This is a genomic window from Variovorax sp. Varisp41, from assembly GCF_047325085.1.
Lineage (GTDB): Bacteria > Pseudomonadota > Gammaproteobacteria > Burkholderiales > Burkholderiaceae_C > Variovorax.
This window is the reverse complement of the sequence record NZ_CP168541.1, coordinates 976,670-991,041: the sequence shown is the minus strand read 5'-3', so window position 1 is coordinate 991,041 and position 14,372 is coordinate 976,670. Positions and strand designations below refer to the sequence as shown.

Below are 14,372 nucleotides of genomic sequence, written 5' to 3'. Positions count from 1 at the left end.
GTGAGGCGCCGGGTACCGGTGGCAACAGCGGTATTCCCACCCCGCCGCTGCCTCCCCCACCTCCTCCGCACCCATGGAGCGTACCCAGCACGAGCAAGGCTGCCACGGTTGCAATCCTGTTCTTTTTCGTTCTCGTCATTCCCATTCCCTCTGTGGTTGAAAAATCGCATCGGCGCTCGTCCTGCGTATCGAGAGCGCCACGATGCGATGGGCCGCTCACGATTCAGGTTTTCCGATTCCTGTATTTGCGCCGGAATTGTTTCCAAACGCGGCGACGTCGGATTGTCTGGATTCGATGAGAGGCGTTATTCGATAACTGATGGATTTCGTGTGAAGAGTCACGAATCGCCGGGTGAATGGGTGAAATTTCTTTGAAGCGATTGCAAAAAGACAACTTATTTCTTGGCGGGCAATGTGAATTGGTTTTCGATTGATCAATTAATTAAAAATGATTGCACAGATAATTAGATGTGTTTGGAAAATATTTATTTGCATTTCTGCCGAGAAATCGACGCAGGGATCGAAGGGTTCGGACGCGCCGTGGTTTGCGTCGATGGGCAGTGTTGTTATATGATTCGTATACATTTCATATAGATCCAACACCATGGGCATCGTCAAGATCTCCGACCTCATGCACGAGAACCTGCGCGTCGCGGGCACCGCGCTGAGCCGTTCCATCAACGCGCAGGCCGAGCACTGGATGCGCATCGGCATGCTCGCCGAGTTGCACCCCGACCTCGATCACCGCGAGCTGTGCCAGCTGCTGGTGCGCGCCGAGATGGCCGGCGGGCTCGACCTCGCGATGGCCTGCGCGCCGAGCGAGCCGCACGCGCCGCGGCCACCTGGCCGCGCGGCGGGGCGGGCGGCGAAGGTCGTGCAATGAACATGGCCGTGCCCCTGAAGACGCCCGAGCAGATCGCGCTGTCGCGCAAGGCCGGGCATCTCGCGGCCGAGGTGCTGCGGATGATCGGCGCGTACGTGAAGCCCGGCGTCACCACCGGGGAGCTCGACAGCCTCTGCCATGACTACATCGTCAACGTGCAGCACGCGATCCCGGCCAACGTGGGCTACAAGGGCTTCCCGAAGACGGTATGCACCTCCGTCAACCACGTGGTCTGCCACGGCATTCCCTCGGCGCAGAAGACGCTGAAGAAGGGCGACATCGTCAACATCGACGTGGCCGTGATCAAGGACGGCTGGTTCGGCGACTGCAGCCGCATGTACTTCGTCGACGAGCCGAGCCCGCTCGCGCGCCGGCTGGTCGAGACCACCTACGAGGCCATGCGCGCCGGCATCCTGGCCGTGCGCCCGGGCGCGACGCTGGGCGACGTGGGCCATGCGATCCAGAGCGTGGCGCACCGCGAGCGTTTCAGCGTGGTGCGCGAGTACTGCGGCCATGGCATCGGGCAGATCTATCACGACGATCCGCAGGTGCTGCACTACGGCCGGCCCGGCGAAGGCCTGCGGCTCGCGCCCGGCATGGTCTTCACCATCGAGCCGATGATCAACGCGGGCCGCCGCGAGACGCGCGAGCTGCCCGACGGCTGGACCGTGGTCACGCGCGACCATTCGCTGTCGGCGCAGTGGGAGCACATGGTCGCGGTGACCGAGGACGGCTTCGAGGTGCTGACGCCCTGGCCCGAGGGCACGGGCAGCTACCCGCCCATCGGTTAGTTGTCGGCCCAGCGAAAACGCGCCGTGAAGTTGCGCAGCAGCGCCGGCTCGTAGGTGAAGGCCATGCCGCGGATGCGCGGGGCGCGCCGGGCCACTTTGGCCAGCGCGTCGGCCACGTAGTCCATGTGGTGGTTGGTGTAGACGCGCCGCGGGATCGTGAGCCGCATCGATTCGAGCGGCGCCTCCTCCTGCAACCCGGTGGCGGGATCGCGCCCGAGCAGCAGCGAGCCGATCTCCACCGCGCGCACGCCCGCTTCGAGGTACAGCTCGCAGGCGAGCGCATGGGCCGGAAAGCTGTCGGCCGGCAGGTGCGGCAGCAGCGCGGCCGCGTCGACGAACACCGCATGCCCGCCGGTCGGATGCTGGATCGGGATGCCCTGCGCGCGCAGCCGCTCGCCGAGGTAGGCAACCTGGCCGACGCGGTAGCGCAGGTAGTCGGCATCCATGGCCTCCTCGAGGCCGACCGCGAGCGCCTCCATGTCGCGGCCCGCGAGGCCGCCGTAGGTGATGAAGCCCTCGCTGACCACGCAGCGTTCCTGCACGGCGCGAAACAGGTCCTGGTCGTCGCGGAAGCTGCAGAAGCCGCCGATGTTGACCAGCCCGTCCTTCTTCGACGACATCACCGCGATGTCGGCGCAGGCCATCATGTCGCGCACGATGCCGGGCACGTCGCGCTGCGCCTGGCCGGCCTCGCGCTCGTGGATGAACCAGGCGTTCTCCGCGAAGCGCGTGGCGTCGATCACCACCGGGATGCCGGCCTCGCGCGCGAGTTGCGAGGCCGCGCGCAGGTTGGCCAGCGAGACCGGTTGGCCGCCGCTGGTGTTGCAGGTCACGGTGGCTACCAGCGCCACCACGTTGGCCGCGCCGTGCGTCTCGATGAGTCGCGCGAGTTCGTCGAGGTCGAAGTTGCCTTTCCAGTCGTGGTAGGTGGCGGTGTCCAGCGCCTCCTTCGTCAGCGCATTGAGCGCGCGCGCGCCGGCCAGCTCGATGTGGAGCTTGGTGGTGTCGAAGTGGAAGTTCGACAGGAACACCGGCTGCTTCGCGCCGCGGCGCTTCACGAGCTCGGGGTAGAGCAGCTGCTCCGCCCCGCGGCCCTGGTGCGCGGGCACGGTGTGGCGATGGCCGAAGACCTTCTCGATGGTGTCGGCGAGCCGGTAGTAGCTGCGGCTGCCGGCATAGGCCTCGTCGGCCGCCATCATCGCGGCCCACTGGCGGTCGCTCATCGCGCCGCTGCCGCTGTCGGTCAGCAGGTCGATGAAGACGTCGTCGCTGCGCAGCAGGAAGGGGTTGAGCCCCGCGTCGAGCAGGGCCTGCTCGCGGTGCGCGCGGCTGGTCAGGGCGATGCGCTCGATGGTCTTGATGCGGAACGGTTCGGGGATGCGCTTCATGGGTTCTCCTGGTCGAAGCTCGGTGCGGATGGATCGGATGGCCGACCCCGGGGCGTTCGCGAATGGCGATGCAATGCAGTTGCGCATTCGTTGCCTGTCGAGAGAAGATGTCTCGCCTGCTCTCGCCCCTGGGTCGAGCTCGCAACGATTCTTTCGTCCGGCTCGTGCAATGGGTTTTCATCTCGCCTGGGGATCGCCCCTCGAAGAAGAAAAGTCCTTTCGTCATTCCAACCAAACAGGAGAACATCTTGCAACCCGTATCGCTGGACTCGATGGACACCCGCATGCTCGAGGTGCTGCAGGGCCAAGGCCGCATCTCCAACCTCGAGCTCGCGGCCGCGGTCGGGCTCTCGCCCGCGCAATGCAGCCGCCGGCATCACCGGCTCGAGGAGGAGGGCGTGATCGCGCGCTACGAGGCGCGGCTGCGGCCCGCGGCCGTGGGCCTGCGCGTGATGGCCTTCGTCCACATCGCGATGGAGCGCGGCCACGTGCGCGATTTCAAGCGCTTCCGACAGGCCGTGACGCAACTGCCCGACGTGCTCGAATGCCACTCGGTGACGGGCGACGTCGACTACGTGCTCAAGGTGATCGCGCGCGACCTCGAGGCGCTCAGCACCTTCCTGACCGAGAAGCTCTCGGCGCTGCCCGGCGTGAGCATGGTGCGTTCGAGCGTGTGCCTCGAGGAACTGAAGGGTGGCGCGGCGCTGCCGCTGGCGCAGGCCGGCGGCTGAAGCGCGACCTCAGCCGCGTCGCGACTGCACGAAGTCGACGAAGGCACGCAGAGGCGCCGGCAGCCGCTCGCGCCCCTGGTAGTAGAGAAAGGGCCCGGTGAAGGGCTGCCACCAGTCCTCGAGCACGGGCACCAGCGCGCCGCTCGCCAGTTGCGGCTGCAGCCACTCCTCGAACAGGTGGATCACGCCGATGCCGGCCACCGCCGTGTCGACCGCGAGCTCGACACCGCCGCCCAGGCGCACGATCAACGGCCCATCGACATCCACCGTCACCACCTCGCCCTCGCGCTCGAATTCCCAGCCCGCCATCGCGCCGCTCGCGAAGCGCCCGCGCAGGCAGGCGTGCTGCAGCAGGTCGCGCGGATGCATGGGGCGGCCGTGCGCCGCGAGGTAGGCCGGCGAGGCCGCGGTCGCCATGCGCTGGCGGCGCGGGCCGATCGGGATCGCGATCACGTCCTGCTCGAGCCGTTCCTCGTAGCGGATGCCCGCATCGCAGCCCGCGGCCAGCACGTCGACGAAGCTCTCTTCGACCACCACCTCGAGCAGGATCTCGGGATAGGCCGCGAGAAAGGGCGGCACGATCGCGGGCAGCACCAGCCGCGAGGCGCTCGCGGGCACGTTGAGCCGCAGGGTGCCCGCGGGCTTGTCGCGAAAGCCGTTGACCACGTCGAGCGCGGCCTCGACCTCGCCGAGCGCCGGCCCGAGCCGGTCGAGCAGCCGCGCGCCGGCCTCGGTGGGCACCACGCTGCGGGTGCTGCGATGCAGGAGGCGCACGCCCAGTCGCGTTTCGAGCCGGCGCACCGCCGCGCTGAGGCTGGAGGCGCTCACGCTCTGCAGCCGCGCCGCCTCGCGAAAGCCGCCCGCGCGCGCCACCGCCACGAAGACCGCCAGATCGCCGAGCTGTTCCGTCATCGCCTGTCTTTCGATTGTTCGTTTTTCCGCACGACCCGTGCGCATTGAGCCGGCTTATCGTACGCCGCCGCGGTGCCTACATTCAGCTTCAACCTGAAAGGAAAGCCCATGAACCCGCTCGACACCATCTCCACCTTCCGCCTCGGCAGCCGCGACGTGAAGCGTCTCGGCTACGGCGCCATGCAGCTCGCCGGCCCCGGCGTCTACGGCCCGCCGAAGGACCGCGCCGCCGCCGTCGCGGTGCTGCGCGCCGCGCTCGAGGCCGGCGTGGACCACATCGACACCAGCGATTTCTACGGCCCGCACGTCACCAACCAGATCATCCGCGAGGCGCTGCACCCGTACCGCGACGACCTGACCATCGTCACCAAGGTGGGTGCCACGCGCGGGGCCGACGCCTCGTGGAACCTCGCGGCCTCGCCGGCCGAGCTGCGCCAGGCGGTGCACGACAACCTGCGCAACCTCGGCCTCGATGTGCTCGATGTCGTCAACATGCGCAGCATGCTGGGCGTGCACGGACCGGCCGAAGGCTCGCTCGAGGCGCCTTTGACCGCGCTCGCCGAGCTGCGCCAGCAGGGCCTGATCCGCCACATCGGCCTGAGCAACGTGACCGCGAAGCAGGTCGACGACGGCCAGCGCATCGTGCCGATCGTCGGCGTGCAGAACATGTACAACCTCGCGAACCGCGGCGACGACGCGCTGGTCGAGAAGCTGGCGCGCGAGGGCATTGCCTATGTGCCCTTCTTCCCGCTCGGGGGCTTCACGCCGCTGCAGTCGGGGGTGCTGTCGGATGTGGCGGGTGAACTCGGGGCCACGCCGATGCAGGTGGCGTTGGCCTGGCTGCTGCAGCGCTCGCCGAACCTGCTGCTGATTCCGGGGACTTCGTCGCTGGGGCATCTGCGGGAGAACCTGGCGGCGGCCGGGCTGAAGTTGCCGGCCGAGGCTGTGGCGCGGCTGGACACCATCGGCGCTGGGGCAAGGCACTGAAGGACGGGCGTCGATGCCTGCTCTGTGTTCCAGAAAAGTCAAAGACCTCTATTGGTTGTGGAACACGAACGGCCGACGACATCCTCGCCCATCCTTTCGCAATGGAAAGTAGACAGACGGTGCCCAGGTGGTCACCGATTCCTCGAACATGCCCTGGGGGCTCGATGCGATCACCCGTATGTTGGTCATTCGTCCATCGGCCACGTCATGTTCCAGGATGACCCAGCCATCCTGCCGGGCTTCGCGGGCCGCTCGCGGAAAGACAAGTGTGGGAAATATGGGCGTTCCCAAGTCTCGACACACGGACATGAAGGGGCTTGGGATCGCGGGCATGGCCTCCGGCGGAGGTTTTGCACCGGACGCACAACCGCCCAGCACGGCGAGCAAAGCCAGGGCGTGAATCAGTCTTGTCATGGGAGGCGGACGAGCATTCCGGGTGCTCGAGTCTTTTGGGGAGATCGGGGATTCTGTCTCGACGATGTTCGATGTGCCAATCTCGCGCGCGCCAGCGCCGAGGTCGCCTCTAAACTGCAGCCCCATGCGGACCGACCACCGAGCAAACCTCCAACTCATTCTCACGCTGCAGTCGCCGCTGCCGGGCGTCGACTTTGCCGTGCAGCGCGGGCGCAATGAGTTGGTGAGGCCATTCCTCGCGACTGCGGACTCGGTGTCTCTCGCCATCACGCTGACACTTGGCCCCTCACTCGCCGATGGTTCTCCCAACTTCCGGGGCCCTTTCGCGCAAGGCACGCCCGCAGATCGATTCGTGTACGTGAACTCTGGGTTGTCCGCGGGGCAGACGGGAACGCCGTGGCAGCGAAGGGCGAAGATCAAGCTGGCCGATATTCCGATCGCGCTGGTGGAGCGCGCAGCGGGCGACCCGAATGCCGCGATCGAGGCATGCATCGAAGGAACGATGAAGGATGGGGGGCCGGTGTGCGCGAGTGTTCGGGCGCCGCAGATTTCTTGGCAAATGGTGATGCGGTCGGATTGAGCCGATGAAAGGGCTTCGGGCTTCTGCCAGCAGTCACATGAGGCGATCCGAGCGGCAGGTCATTTGAAATGCCGAGGTAAGGCCTCGGCCGAGGATTCACGCCTAACGCAAGAGATCTCCGAACTTCAGATGCACGCGCCAGACACCAGAATCAGGTCGAGCCACGAAGCGGCGTCGGGCCAATGAACTGTTAGCTATCAGTTTCATCCGAGCTCCAGACATCGCTCCTGGCTGGCTCGACAGTGATCTCGATCGCTTCCGCACTGTGTTTCATCGCCAAGAATCGCTCCCGATAAAGGTAGAACGCTGCTTTGCAAACTTTGTCGGTGTAGTAGGCATTAAATCCGCCACTGATGGCTGCACCAGCAATGGGGATCACGTTCGCCAGCTTTGCCTTTGTGAGGTTAATGCCAAGGGCTTTTGCTATGGAGGCAACGGCTTGAACAAAAACGCTTTTTTCCAATTGGTCCCATGTCTTCCTCTTTGCTACATCTTGTGCGATCTTCACAAGATGCGATAGCGCAACCTGTTTGCCGCTATCAGTAGTGCTGGAAGCGAGCGCCAGAATATTCAATGAGAAGAGGCGCTCTTCTTGGGAGGACATGTCAAAGCCGCAATAGGTTCCGTACTCTCCGATCGCGCGAAGATTCATTCCCAGAAGGGCCACGAGGTCGGCAGGGATTGCTGCCAGTGCCACCAGCGGGTTGATTGTAGAAACTCCTCCAGCAGCGGCTCCCTCAACCAAAGCGATACCTTCATACTTCGTATCCAACCAGCCGATCGTCTTGTCAATTATTTGAAGATCAAGCGAAGAAATCTGTTCTATTTGCGTTATTTCCTTTCTGGATACGTCAGATAGATCTTTGAGAATCGCGCCCGGTCTGACGGACCACTGAGATGCATCGTTGACCAATCCAACAACGCCATTCGCAGCCTTGGAACAAGTGTCTGTGAAGCCCGGAATTTTATCCACGGCTTGGCCTGCAAGTGCAAGAGGCTTGTTTACATACACCATCGCGGTGTCAAACCACGTTTGTTGCGGATTCTTCCATGCGTGGATCTGTGTGAGCGCGCGCTTTTCGTATTCTGACAACAAGAGCTTATCTCCCAACGTTGGTTGATTTTCTGTGTCGGGCAGATTCTGCACGATAAATTTGACACCGAGAACATCGATTCTGTCAGATAATTCCTTTGGTCAACTGTCGACGTAGGGTTGTTATATCTCTGCACAGATAGCGCAGCCACGAAACCCGGCAATCTGAATTAGCACCACGGTCAGGTTTGAGTTGATGTCCGATATTGGCCGCATTCTGTCGTGCTCCATCGTGTCCTGTCTGGTACCATGACCCTGGCACAGCGCAACATGAGGGGTCCTGATTCATAGGAAGCCCCGCCATTTTGAGCTTGATGTCGATGGTCATGTGTTGAGCGCTGACGGGGTGAACTGACCCAGCGGCGCTGGCCGGCTTCTGCCTCAAGGCAGATCACAGCTTTTAGCTGCGCGCCCAGTGACATTGCCTTTTCTGGTTGGCAATCTACAGAGTAACCAGGACGCAATGCTGCATCGATCGCGGCGGATATGGCGTGTGCCCCCCGATCTCGAGCATTCGATCGGCCAGTCTTGCGCATCGTCGTTGTCAAAGGAACTGTCGCCTGCAGAAGATTCGATCTACAAGTCAGGAAGCCCGATATCGGCTGGCAGTGACAGCTACCTTGCCTCGATCTCGCTCAATGCGCCCGCGTCCCCGACATCAAATTCACCAACCGCGCCGTAGAACTCACCCCCAGCTTGCTCCGCGCACTGCGCAACTGGTGATCCACGGTGGAGAACGACCGATTGAGCCGCCGCGCAATCTCCTTGTAGCTCAACCCATCAACCGCCAGCCGAGCCACCGTGCGCTCAGCCGGCGTCAGGCTCTCGAGCAGATCGATCGCATCCCCGCCATGTACCGGTCGGCCCACATCCCGCTGCGCACCGCTGGCCACGCGCTGCGCCGCACTCATCACCGGCCCCAGCACCACCGCCGCAATCTCCTCGAAGCGCGCCCAGCGCTCGTCGCGCGCCGGCTCGCAGGCATCCATCCAGTCGACGCACATCAGCCCCAGCGGGCGCGTGCGGTCCATGATCGGCGCGGCCATCTTCACGCGCGTGCCCATGCGCAGCAACTCGGCGCGCGTGCCGTGGCCAAGCCGGCGCTCCTGCTCGACGTCGCGCAGCACCACCACGCCGTGCGCGTGCCAGACGGTTTGCACGCCGCAGTCGGCGGCGTCGATGGCGAGGCCGATGACCGAGGGCACGTCGCGGTCGCGGCGCAAGGCCTCGGCCTGGGGGCGGTAGCAGGCTTCGTCGGGGCGGCCGAAGCCGCAGTCGACGCGGTCGGCGTCGAAGGCCTCGCGCAGCCAGCCGGCGGCGAAGCGCCAGCAGTCGTCGGGTTCGTCGAGATGCAGCAGGAGGTGCGCGGCCAGGTCGCGCGCGGGCCGCCAGCGCAGGGCACCGTGGCCATCCAGCAGGCTTCGGCGCAACTGGCGTTGCGCGGCCATCAGCTCTTCGTCGTTCATGCGCCCATCTCCGACTGCACATCCAGGTCGGCCGGATGATAGCCAGTCCGGGCAGGGCGTCGGCATGGGGTTTGCCTACTTGGCGGCCGGCCGCGTGGCCGCGATCTCCGCGCTGAGGTCGTGGGTGCGCTTGATGACGTACTGGTGCAGCAGCTGCATGTCCTCGGGCTTGAGCACGCCCGCGAAGCCCGGCATGCCGCGGTTGATGCGCGCGCCGCTGACGGTGGCGGCGAACAGCTCGTGCTGCTCGGGCTTCATGTAGCGCAGGTCGGGCACGACGCCGCCGCTGACGGCATTGAGGCCGTGGCAGGAGCCGCACAGGCCGTTGAACATGAGGCGCGCCTGCTTGATCTGCTCGGCCGAGGCGGTGAGCGGCGGCACGTCGGCGGCGCGTGGCAGCGCGGGTGCCAGCTTGGCGGGCGGCAGCTTCTGGCTGGCGCCGAGCTTGAAGGTGACGACACGTGCCTCGGGTCGCACACGGGCACTCAGCGAGATCGGGCCGGTGATGTGCGGGAAGGCGCCGCCCCAGCCGACCATGAAGCTCACGTACTGCTCGCCGTCGACCTCGTAGCTGATCGGGCCGGCCATGGCGCCGCTGTTGACGGGGCTCTGCCAGAGCTGCTTGCCGTTGTCGGCCGCGTAGGCCACGGCGCGGCCATCGGCCGTGCCCTGGAACACGAGGTTGCCCGCGGTGCTCAGGGTGCCGCCGTTCCAGGCGCTGGCGTAGTCGTGCGACCACGCGGCCTTCTGGCGCACCGGGTCCCAGGCCAGCAGGCGGCCCTTCCAGGCGCCGCGGATCTGGGCCTCGATCTTCGGGTCCTCGGGCAGCTCGGGCACCTCCAGGCCGAGGTTGACCACCGACTTGGTCGGCAGGAACAGCGGCTCCTTCTGCGCCTCGAGCTCGGCCATGGTCTCCTGCGCGGGCAGGTAGACGAGGCCGGTCTTCGGGTTGAAGGACATCGGGTGCCAGTTGTGGCCGCCGAGGAAGGCCGGGATCACGAGCTTCTTCTGCTCGCCGGGCCCGTAGTTGCCGGCGCCGGTCTCCACCGGCCGGCCGGTCTTCAGGTCGATGTGCGAGGCCCAGTTGACCGGCACGTAGTTCTTCGCCGAGATCAGCTTGCCGTCGGTGCGGTCGAGCACGTAGAAGAAGCCGTTCTTTGGCGCCTGCATCAGCACCTTGCGCAGCTTGCCGTCGATGCGCAGGTCGGCCAGCACGATGTGCTGGGTGGCGGTGTAGTCCCAGCGGTCGGCCGGCGTGGTCTGGTAGTGCCAGACGTAGTCGCCGGTGTCGGGGTCGAGCGCGACGATCGACGACAGGAACAGGTTGTCGCCCTTGCCCTCGCTGCGGAACTGGTAGTTCCAGGGCGAGCCGTTGCCGGTGCCGATGTACAGCAGGTTGAGCTCGGGGTCGTAGGCCATGGAGTCCCAGGCCGTGCCGCCGCCGCCCCACTTGACCCAGCCGTTGCCCGACCAGGTCTTCATCGCCATGGCCATGGCCTTGTTCTCGGGCGGCTGGGCCGGGTCGCCGGGCACGGTGAAGAAGCGCCAGGCCTGCTGGCCGGTCTCGGCGTCGTAGGCGGTCACGTAGCCGCGCACGCCGAACTCGGCGCCGCCGTTGCCGATCAGCACCTTGCCCTTCACGATGCGCGGCGCGCCTGTGATGGTGTAGCTCTTGGTCTTGTCGAGCACGGTGTCGACCGACCAGACCTGCTCGCCGGTGCGCGCGTCGAGCGCGATCAGCCGGCCGTCGAAGGCGCCGACGTAGACCCGGCCCTTCCACACGGCCACGCCGCGGTTCACCACGTCGCAGCAGCCCTGGCTCAGCGACTCGGCGTTGACCTTGGGGTCGTGGCGCCACAAGAGCTTGCCGGTGCGCGCGTCGAGCGCGTAGACGATGCTCTCGGCGCCGGTGGTGTACATCACGCCGTCGACCACGATCGGCGTGGCCTCCACGCCGCGGTCGACGTCGAGCTTGTAGGTCCAGGCCATGCCGAGCTTGCCGACGTTGCGGTCGTTGATCTTCGCGAGCGGGCTGAAGCGCTGCTCGTCGTAGGTGCGGCCGTGGCTCATCCAGTTGCCCGGCTCGCGATCGGCCGCGGCGATGCGCGCGCCGTCCACGGCCTGGGCCGCGGCCGCGCCGGCGAGGGCGCAGCCGGCCAGCAGCAGTGCGAGGCGCGCAGGCGGGCGGAGGCCGGTGAGAGCGGGCGGAAGGCGGTGAGGCATCGTGTCTCCTGGTTTTTTGTCGGTTGTTGTGAGGGGGCCGGGGCCGGCGAGGGCAGGGCAGCGGCCCCCGGGATTCTGGAAAGCGCTCGCCCGCCTGGCTATCGCGAGCTTTCGCGATAGGGTTTGCCGCAGGAGGGCGGCGCGCCGGGCTTTGAGGAAGACCCCGGGATTACCCCGTCGCGAATGTTCGCGATGCCATGAAGGCGGCGGGCTCGCAGACTGCGCCCCATGAGCCTTCAAACCTACCCCAATACCGTCGACAACCGTCCGGTCACGTCGGAGCGCAGCTTCGAATCGAAGAACCCCGCCACCGGCGAAGCCATCGGCCTCGTGCCGCATTCCACGGCCGAGCAGGTCGAGCAGGCCGTGCGCGCGGCGCGCAAGGCGCAGCCGGCCTGGGCCGCGCGCCCCGACGCCGAGCGCCGCGCGCTGCTGATGAAGGTGGCCGAGGTGCTGCACGGCAATGCCGAGTACCTGGCCGGCTGGGTCACGCGCGAGCAGGGCAAGCCGCTGGGCGGCGTCGGCCCCACCGAGGTGCCGGGCGCGCGCTTCGAGCTGTTCGGCTGCGAGGCCTGGACCCAGGTGCCGGCCAGCCTCGAGATGCCGGTGGACGTGGTGTTCGAGGACGCCACGCGCCGCGATGAGATGCACCGCAAGCCCTTCGGCGTGATCGCGGCGATCGCGCCGTGGAACTGGCCGCTGCTGATCGCCATCTGGCAGATCGTGCCCTCGCTGCGCGCGGGCAACACGGTGGTCATCAAGCCCTCGGAATACACCAGCATCGGCACGCTCGAGATGGTGCGGCTGATCGCCGAGGTGCTGCCGCCCGGCGTGCTCAACACCGTGAGCGGCACCGGCGAGGTCGGCGGCTGGCTGGTCGAGAACCCCGACGTCGACAAGATCATGTTCACCGGCTCGAGCGCCACCGGCGCGAAGATCGCCGCCGCCGCGGCGCGCAACCTCACGCCCACCACGATCGAGCTCGGCGGCAACGACGCGGCCATCGTGCTGCCCGACGCCGATCCGAAGGCCATCGCCATGGACCTGTTCTGGGGCGCCTTCCTCAACATGGGCCAGACCTGCGCCTGCGCCAAGCGGCTGTACGTGCCCGATGCGCTGCACGACGCGGTGGTGGCCGAGCTCAAGGCGATCGCCGAGGCGATGCCGATGGGCGACGGCGCGCAGCCCGGCATCGCGATGGGACCGATCCAGAACCGCATGCAGTTCGACAAGGTGCGCCGCTTGGTCGACGAGGCGCGCGCTGGCGGCGCGACCATCGTCTGCGGCGGCGAGCCGCGCGCGGGCGCCGGCAACTTCTATCCGCTCACGCTGGTCACCGACATCGCGGACGGCGCGAGCCTGGTCGACGAGGAGCAGTTCGGCCCGGTGCTGCCCGTGATCCGCTACCGCGACATCGACGACGCGATCGCGCAGGCCAACCGCGTCGACGTGGGCCTGGGCGCCTCGGTCTGGGGCACCGACATCGAGCAGGCGCGCGCCGTTGCGTCGCGCATCGAGGCCGGCACCGTGTGGATCAACCAGCACGGCGCGATCCATCCGATGGTGCCCTTCGGCGGCGTCAAGGGTTCGGGCTGGGGCCTGGAGTTCGGCATCGACGGGCTCAAGGCGGTCACGCAGCCGCAGGTCATCAGCCTGAAGAAGAAGCCGCAGTAGCCAGCGCCACCGAATGGCATTTGCCGGCACGGGCCGGGCGTCGCGCACGCCCGGCCCGTGTCGTTTTCGGGTGTCGCGCTCCTACAGGAGGCCGGGCCGCGAACTGACCTGGCGATTTTTCGTGGGCCCTAAGTTGAAACCAGTCGGGCAAACGGTCCGGCGGATCCCCAACCTTCCGGCCTCGCCGGATCCCTCAAGGAGCATCGTCATGAATCGCACGTCCCATCTGATCGCAGCCCTCGCCTTCACCGCCGCCGGCGCCGCCTTCGCGCAGGGCAACCCGCCCACCACCGCACCGCCGAATCCCGCCACCGCCGCCGGCCAGCAGAATCCCGCGGGCGGCCCGATGGGCACGACCGGCACCACGCCGCAGAACAACACCATGGCCGCCACCCCGGCTCCGGCTCCGGCACGCGGCACCGCGATGTCGCAGGACTCGGGCAGCAGCAACATGGCCGCCGCCCAGCCGATGCGTCCGGCGCGCGCCGACCGCAACTGAGGCCGCGGCTTCAGTGATGAAGACAGGCATTTCCTGCTCGCGGGCGGCAGCGGCAGCGCTACTGCTCGCGAGCGCGGCGGCGCTTGCCGCCCCGCCCGCGGCCCCGCTGACGGCCGATGCCCAGCGCATCGCCCAGGCCGCGGTCGCGGCGCGCGACAACGCGGGCGGCGCCTTCGCGGTGGTCGACAAGAAGGCCGCGAGCGTCTTCGTCTTCGACGCGAAGGGCACGCTGCTCGGCGCGTCGCCGGTGCTGCTGGGCCTCGCGCGCGGCGACGATTCGGTGCCGGGCATCGGCGAGCGCCCCATGGCCAAGATCCGCCCGCACGAACGCACCACGCCGGCCGGGCGCTTCGCTTCCGAGCCGGGGCGCAACACGGGCGGCGAGGACATCGTCTGGGTCGACTACGACGCCGCGATCTCCATGCACCGCGTGCGCACCACCAACAAGGCGGACCGCCGGCTCGAGCGGCTCGCCTCGCCCACCATCGCCGACAACCGCATCTCCTACGGCTGCATCAACGTGCCCGCGGCCTTCTACGACGCCTACGTGAAGCCCGCGCTGGGGCAGCGCCGGGGCGTGGTCTACGTGGTGCCCGAGTCCTCCCCGATCGCCGCGCATTTCGACTTCATGAATCCGGCACGCGATGCGCGCGCGCCGTCGGCCGCGCGGCCGGCACTGTAGCTCCGCGCGACGAGCTTCGCCGGTCTCCTGCGACACAATGCCGGCGTGC

14 protein-coding genes are annotated in these 14,372 nt (G+C 66.9%); 8 read left to right on the top strand and 6 right to left on the bottom strand.

Annotation, left to right across the window (positions count from 1 at the left end; all coding sequences use genetic code 11):
• Positions 1-604 precede the first annotated feature (604 nt).
• Together ACEN9J_RS35810 and map are read left to right on the top strand one after the other, a co-directional pair.
• Positions 605-883, top strand: coding sequence for a ParD-like family protein (locus tag ACEN9J_RS35810; protein ID WP_413764714.1), 279 nt, complete (start codon positions 605-607; stop codon positions 881-883).
• Positions 880-1,674 carry a type I methionyl aminopeptidase gene (map, locus tag ACEN9J_RS35805; protein ID WP_261206136.1) on the top strand — a complete coding sequence of 265 codons (795 nt, stop codon included), beginning with the start codon at positions 880-882 and terminating at the stop codon, positions 1,672-1,674. The genes ACEN9J_RS35810 and map overlap by 4 nt, the downstream gene beginning before the upstream one ends.
• Here map and ACEN9J_RS35800 read toward each other — a convergent pair.
• A complete protein-coding gene (locus tag ACEN9J_RS35800; protein ID WP_413764713.1) occupies positions 1,671-3,062 on the bottom strand; it encodes a tryptophanase in 1,392 nt (463 codons plus the stop codon). The genes map and ACEN9J_RS35800 overlap by 4 nt on opposite strands.
• A 248-nt stretch (positions 3,063-3,310) precedes the next feature.
• Between ACEN9J_RS35800 and ACEN9J_RS35795 the strand changes: the two genes are divergently transcribed.
• Complete coding sequence (locus ACEN9J_RS35795; protein ID WP_413764712.1) at positions 3,311-3,793, top strand: Lrp/AsnC family transcriptional regulator; 483 nt, start codon at positions 3,311-3,313, stop codon at positions 3,791-3,793.
• A 9-nt stretch (positions 3,794-3,802) separates the two neighbouring features.
• Here the strand turns inward: ACEN9J_RS35795 and ACEN9J_RS35790 are convergent, their stop codons facing one another.
• Positions 3,803-4,705: a LysR family transcriptional regulator gene (locus tag ACEN9J_RS35790; protein WP_261206132.1), complete on the bottom strand. Its 903-nt coding sequence runs from the start codon at positions 4,703-4,705 to the stop codon at positions 3,803-3,805.
• A gap of 108 nt (positions 4,706-4,813) precedes the next feature.
• Here ACEN9J_RS35790 and ACEN9J_RS35785 point away from each other — a divergent pair, with 108 nt between their 5' ends.
• Positions 4,814-5,692, top strand: coding sequence for an aldo/keto reductase family oxidoreductase (locus ACEN9J_RS35785; RefSeq protein ID WP_413764711.1), 879 nt, complete (start codon positions 4,814-4,816; stop codon positions 5,690-5,692).
• 48 nt (positions 5,693-5,740) lie between these two features.
• Here ACEN9J_RS35785 and ACEN9J_RS35780 read toward each other — a convergent pair whose 3' ends face one another.
• Positions 5,741-6,001, bottom strand: a complete 261-nt coding sequence (locus ACEN9J_RS35780) for an energy transducer TonB (RefSeq protein WP_409976479.1) — start codon at positions 5,999-6,001, stop codon at positions 5,741-5,743.
• Positions 6,002-6,230: 229 nt separating this feature from the next.
• Between ACEN9J_RS35780 and ACEN9J_RS35775 the strand changes: the two genes are divergently transcribed.
• Positions 6,231-6,686: a DUF5990 family protein gene (locus ACEN9J_RS35775; RefSeq protein ID WP_413764710.1), complete on the top strand. Its 456-nt coding sequence runs from the start codon at positions 6,231-6,233 to the stop codon at positions 6,684-6,686.
• Positions 6,687-6,876: 190 nt separating this feature from the next.
• Here the strand turns inward: ACEN9J_RS35775 and ACEN9J_RS35770 are convergent, their stop codons facing one another.
• The 3 genes from ACEN9J_RS35770 to ACEN9J_RS35760 form a co-directional block, all read right to left on the bottom strand.
• Positions 6,877-7,833 carry an EcsC family protein gene (locus ACEN9J_RS35770; protein WP_413764709.1) on the bottom strand — a complete coding sequence of 319 codons (957 nt, stop codon included), beginning with the start codon at positions 7,831-7,833 and terminating at the stop codon, positions 6,877-6,879.
• A 581-nt stretch (positions 7,834-8,414) separates the two neighbouring features.
• On the bottom strand, positions 8,415-9,245 hold the full coding sequence (locus ACEN9J_RS35765; protein ID WP_057589945.1) for a helix-turn-helix transcriptional regulator: 831 nt from the start codon (positions 9,243-9,245) through the stop codon (positions 8,415-8,417).
• Between the two features lie 75 nt (positions 9,246-9,320).
• Positions 9,321-11,468 carry a PQQ-dependent dehydrogenase, methanol/ethanol family gene (locus ACEN9J_RS35760; RefSeq protein WP_413764708.1) on the bottom strand — a complete coding sequence of 716 codons (2,148 nt, stop codon included), beginning with the start codon at positions 11,466-11,468 and terminating at the stop codon, positions 9,321-9,323.
• Between the two features lie 228 nt (positions 11,469-11,696).
• Here ACEN9J_RS35760 and ACEN9J_RS35755 point away from each other — a divergent pair, with 228 nt between their 5' ends.
• The 3 genes from ACEN9J_RS35755 (at position 11,697) to ACEN9J_RS35745 (ending at position 14,323) form a co-directional block, all read left to right on the top strand.
• Positions 11,697-13,142, top strand: a complete 1,446-nt coding sequence (locus ACEN9J_RS35755) for an aldehyde dehydrogenase family protein (protein ID WP_057589943.1) — start codon at positions 11,697-11,699, stop codon at positions 13,140-13,142.
• 208 nt (positions 13,143-13,350) lie between these two features.
• Positions 13,351-13,641, top strand: a complete 291-nt coding sequence (locus tag ACEN9J_RS35750) for a hypothetical protein (RefSeq protein WP_057589942.1) — start codon at positions 13,351-13,353, stop codon at positions 13,639-13,641.
• Positions 13,642-13,657: 16 nt separating this feature from the next.
• Positions 13,658-14,323 carry a L,D-transpeptidase gene (locus ACEN9J_RS35745; RefSeq protein ID WP_413764707.1) on the top strand — a complete coding sequence of 222 codons (666 nt, stop codon included), beginning with the start codon at positions 13,658-13,660 and terminating at the stop codon, positions 14,321-14,323.
• Positions 14,324-14,372 lie beyond the last annotated feature (49 nt).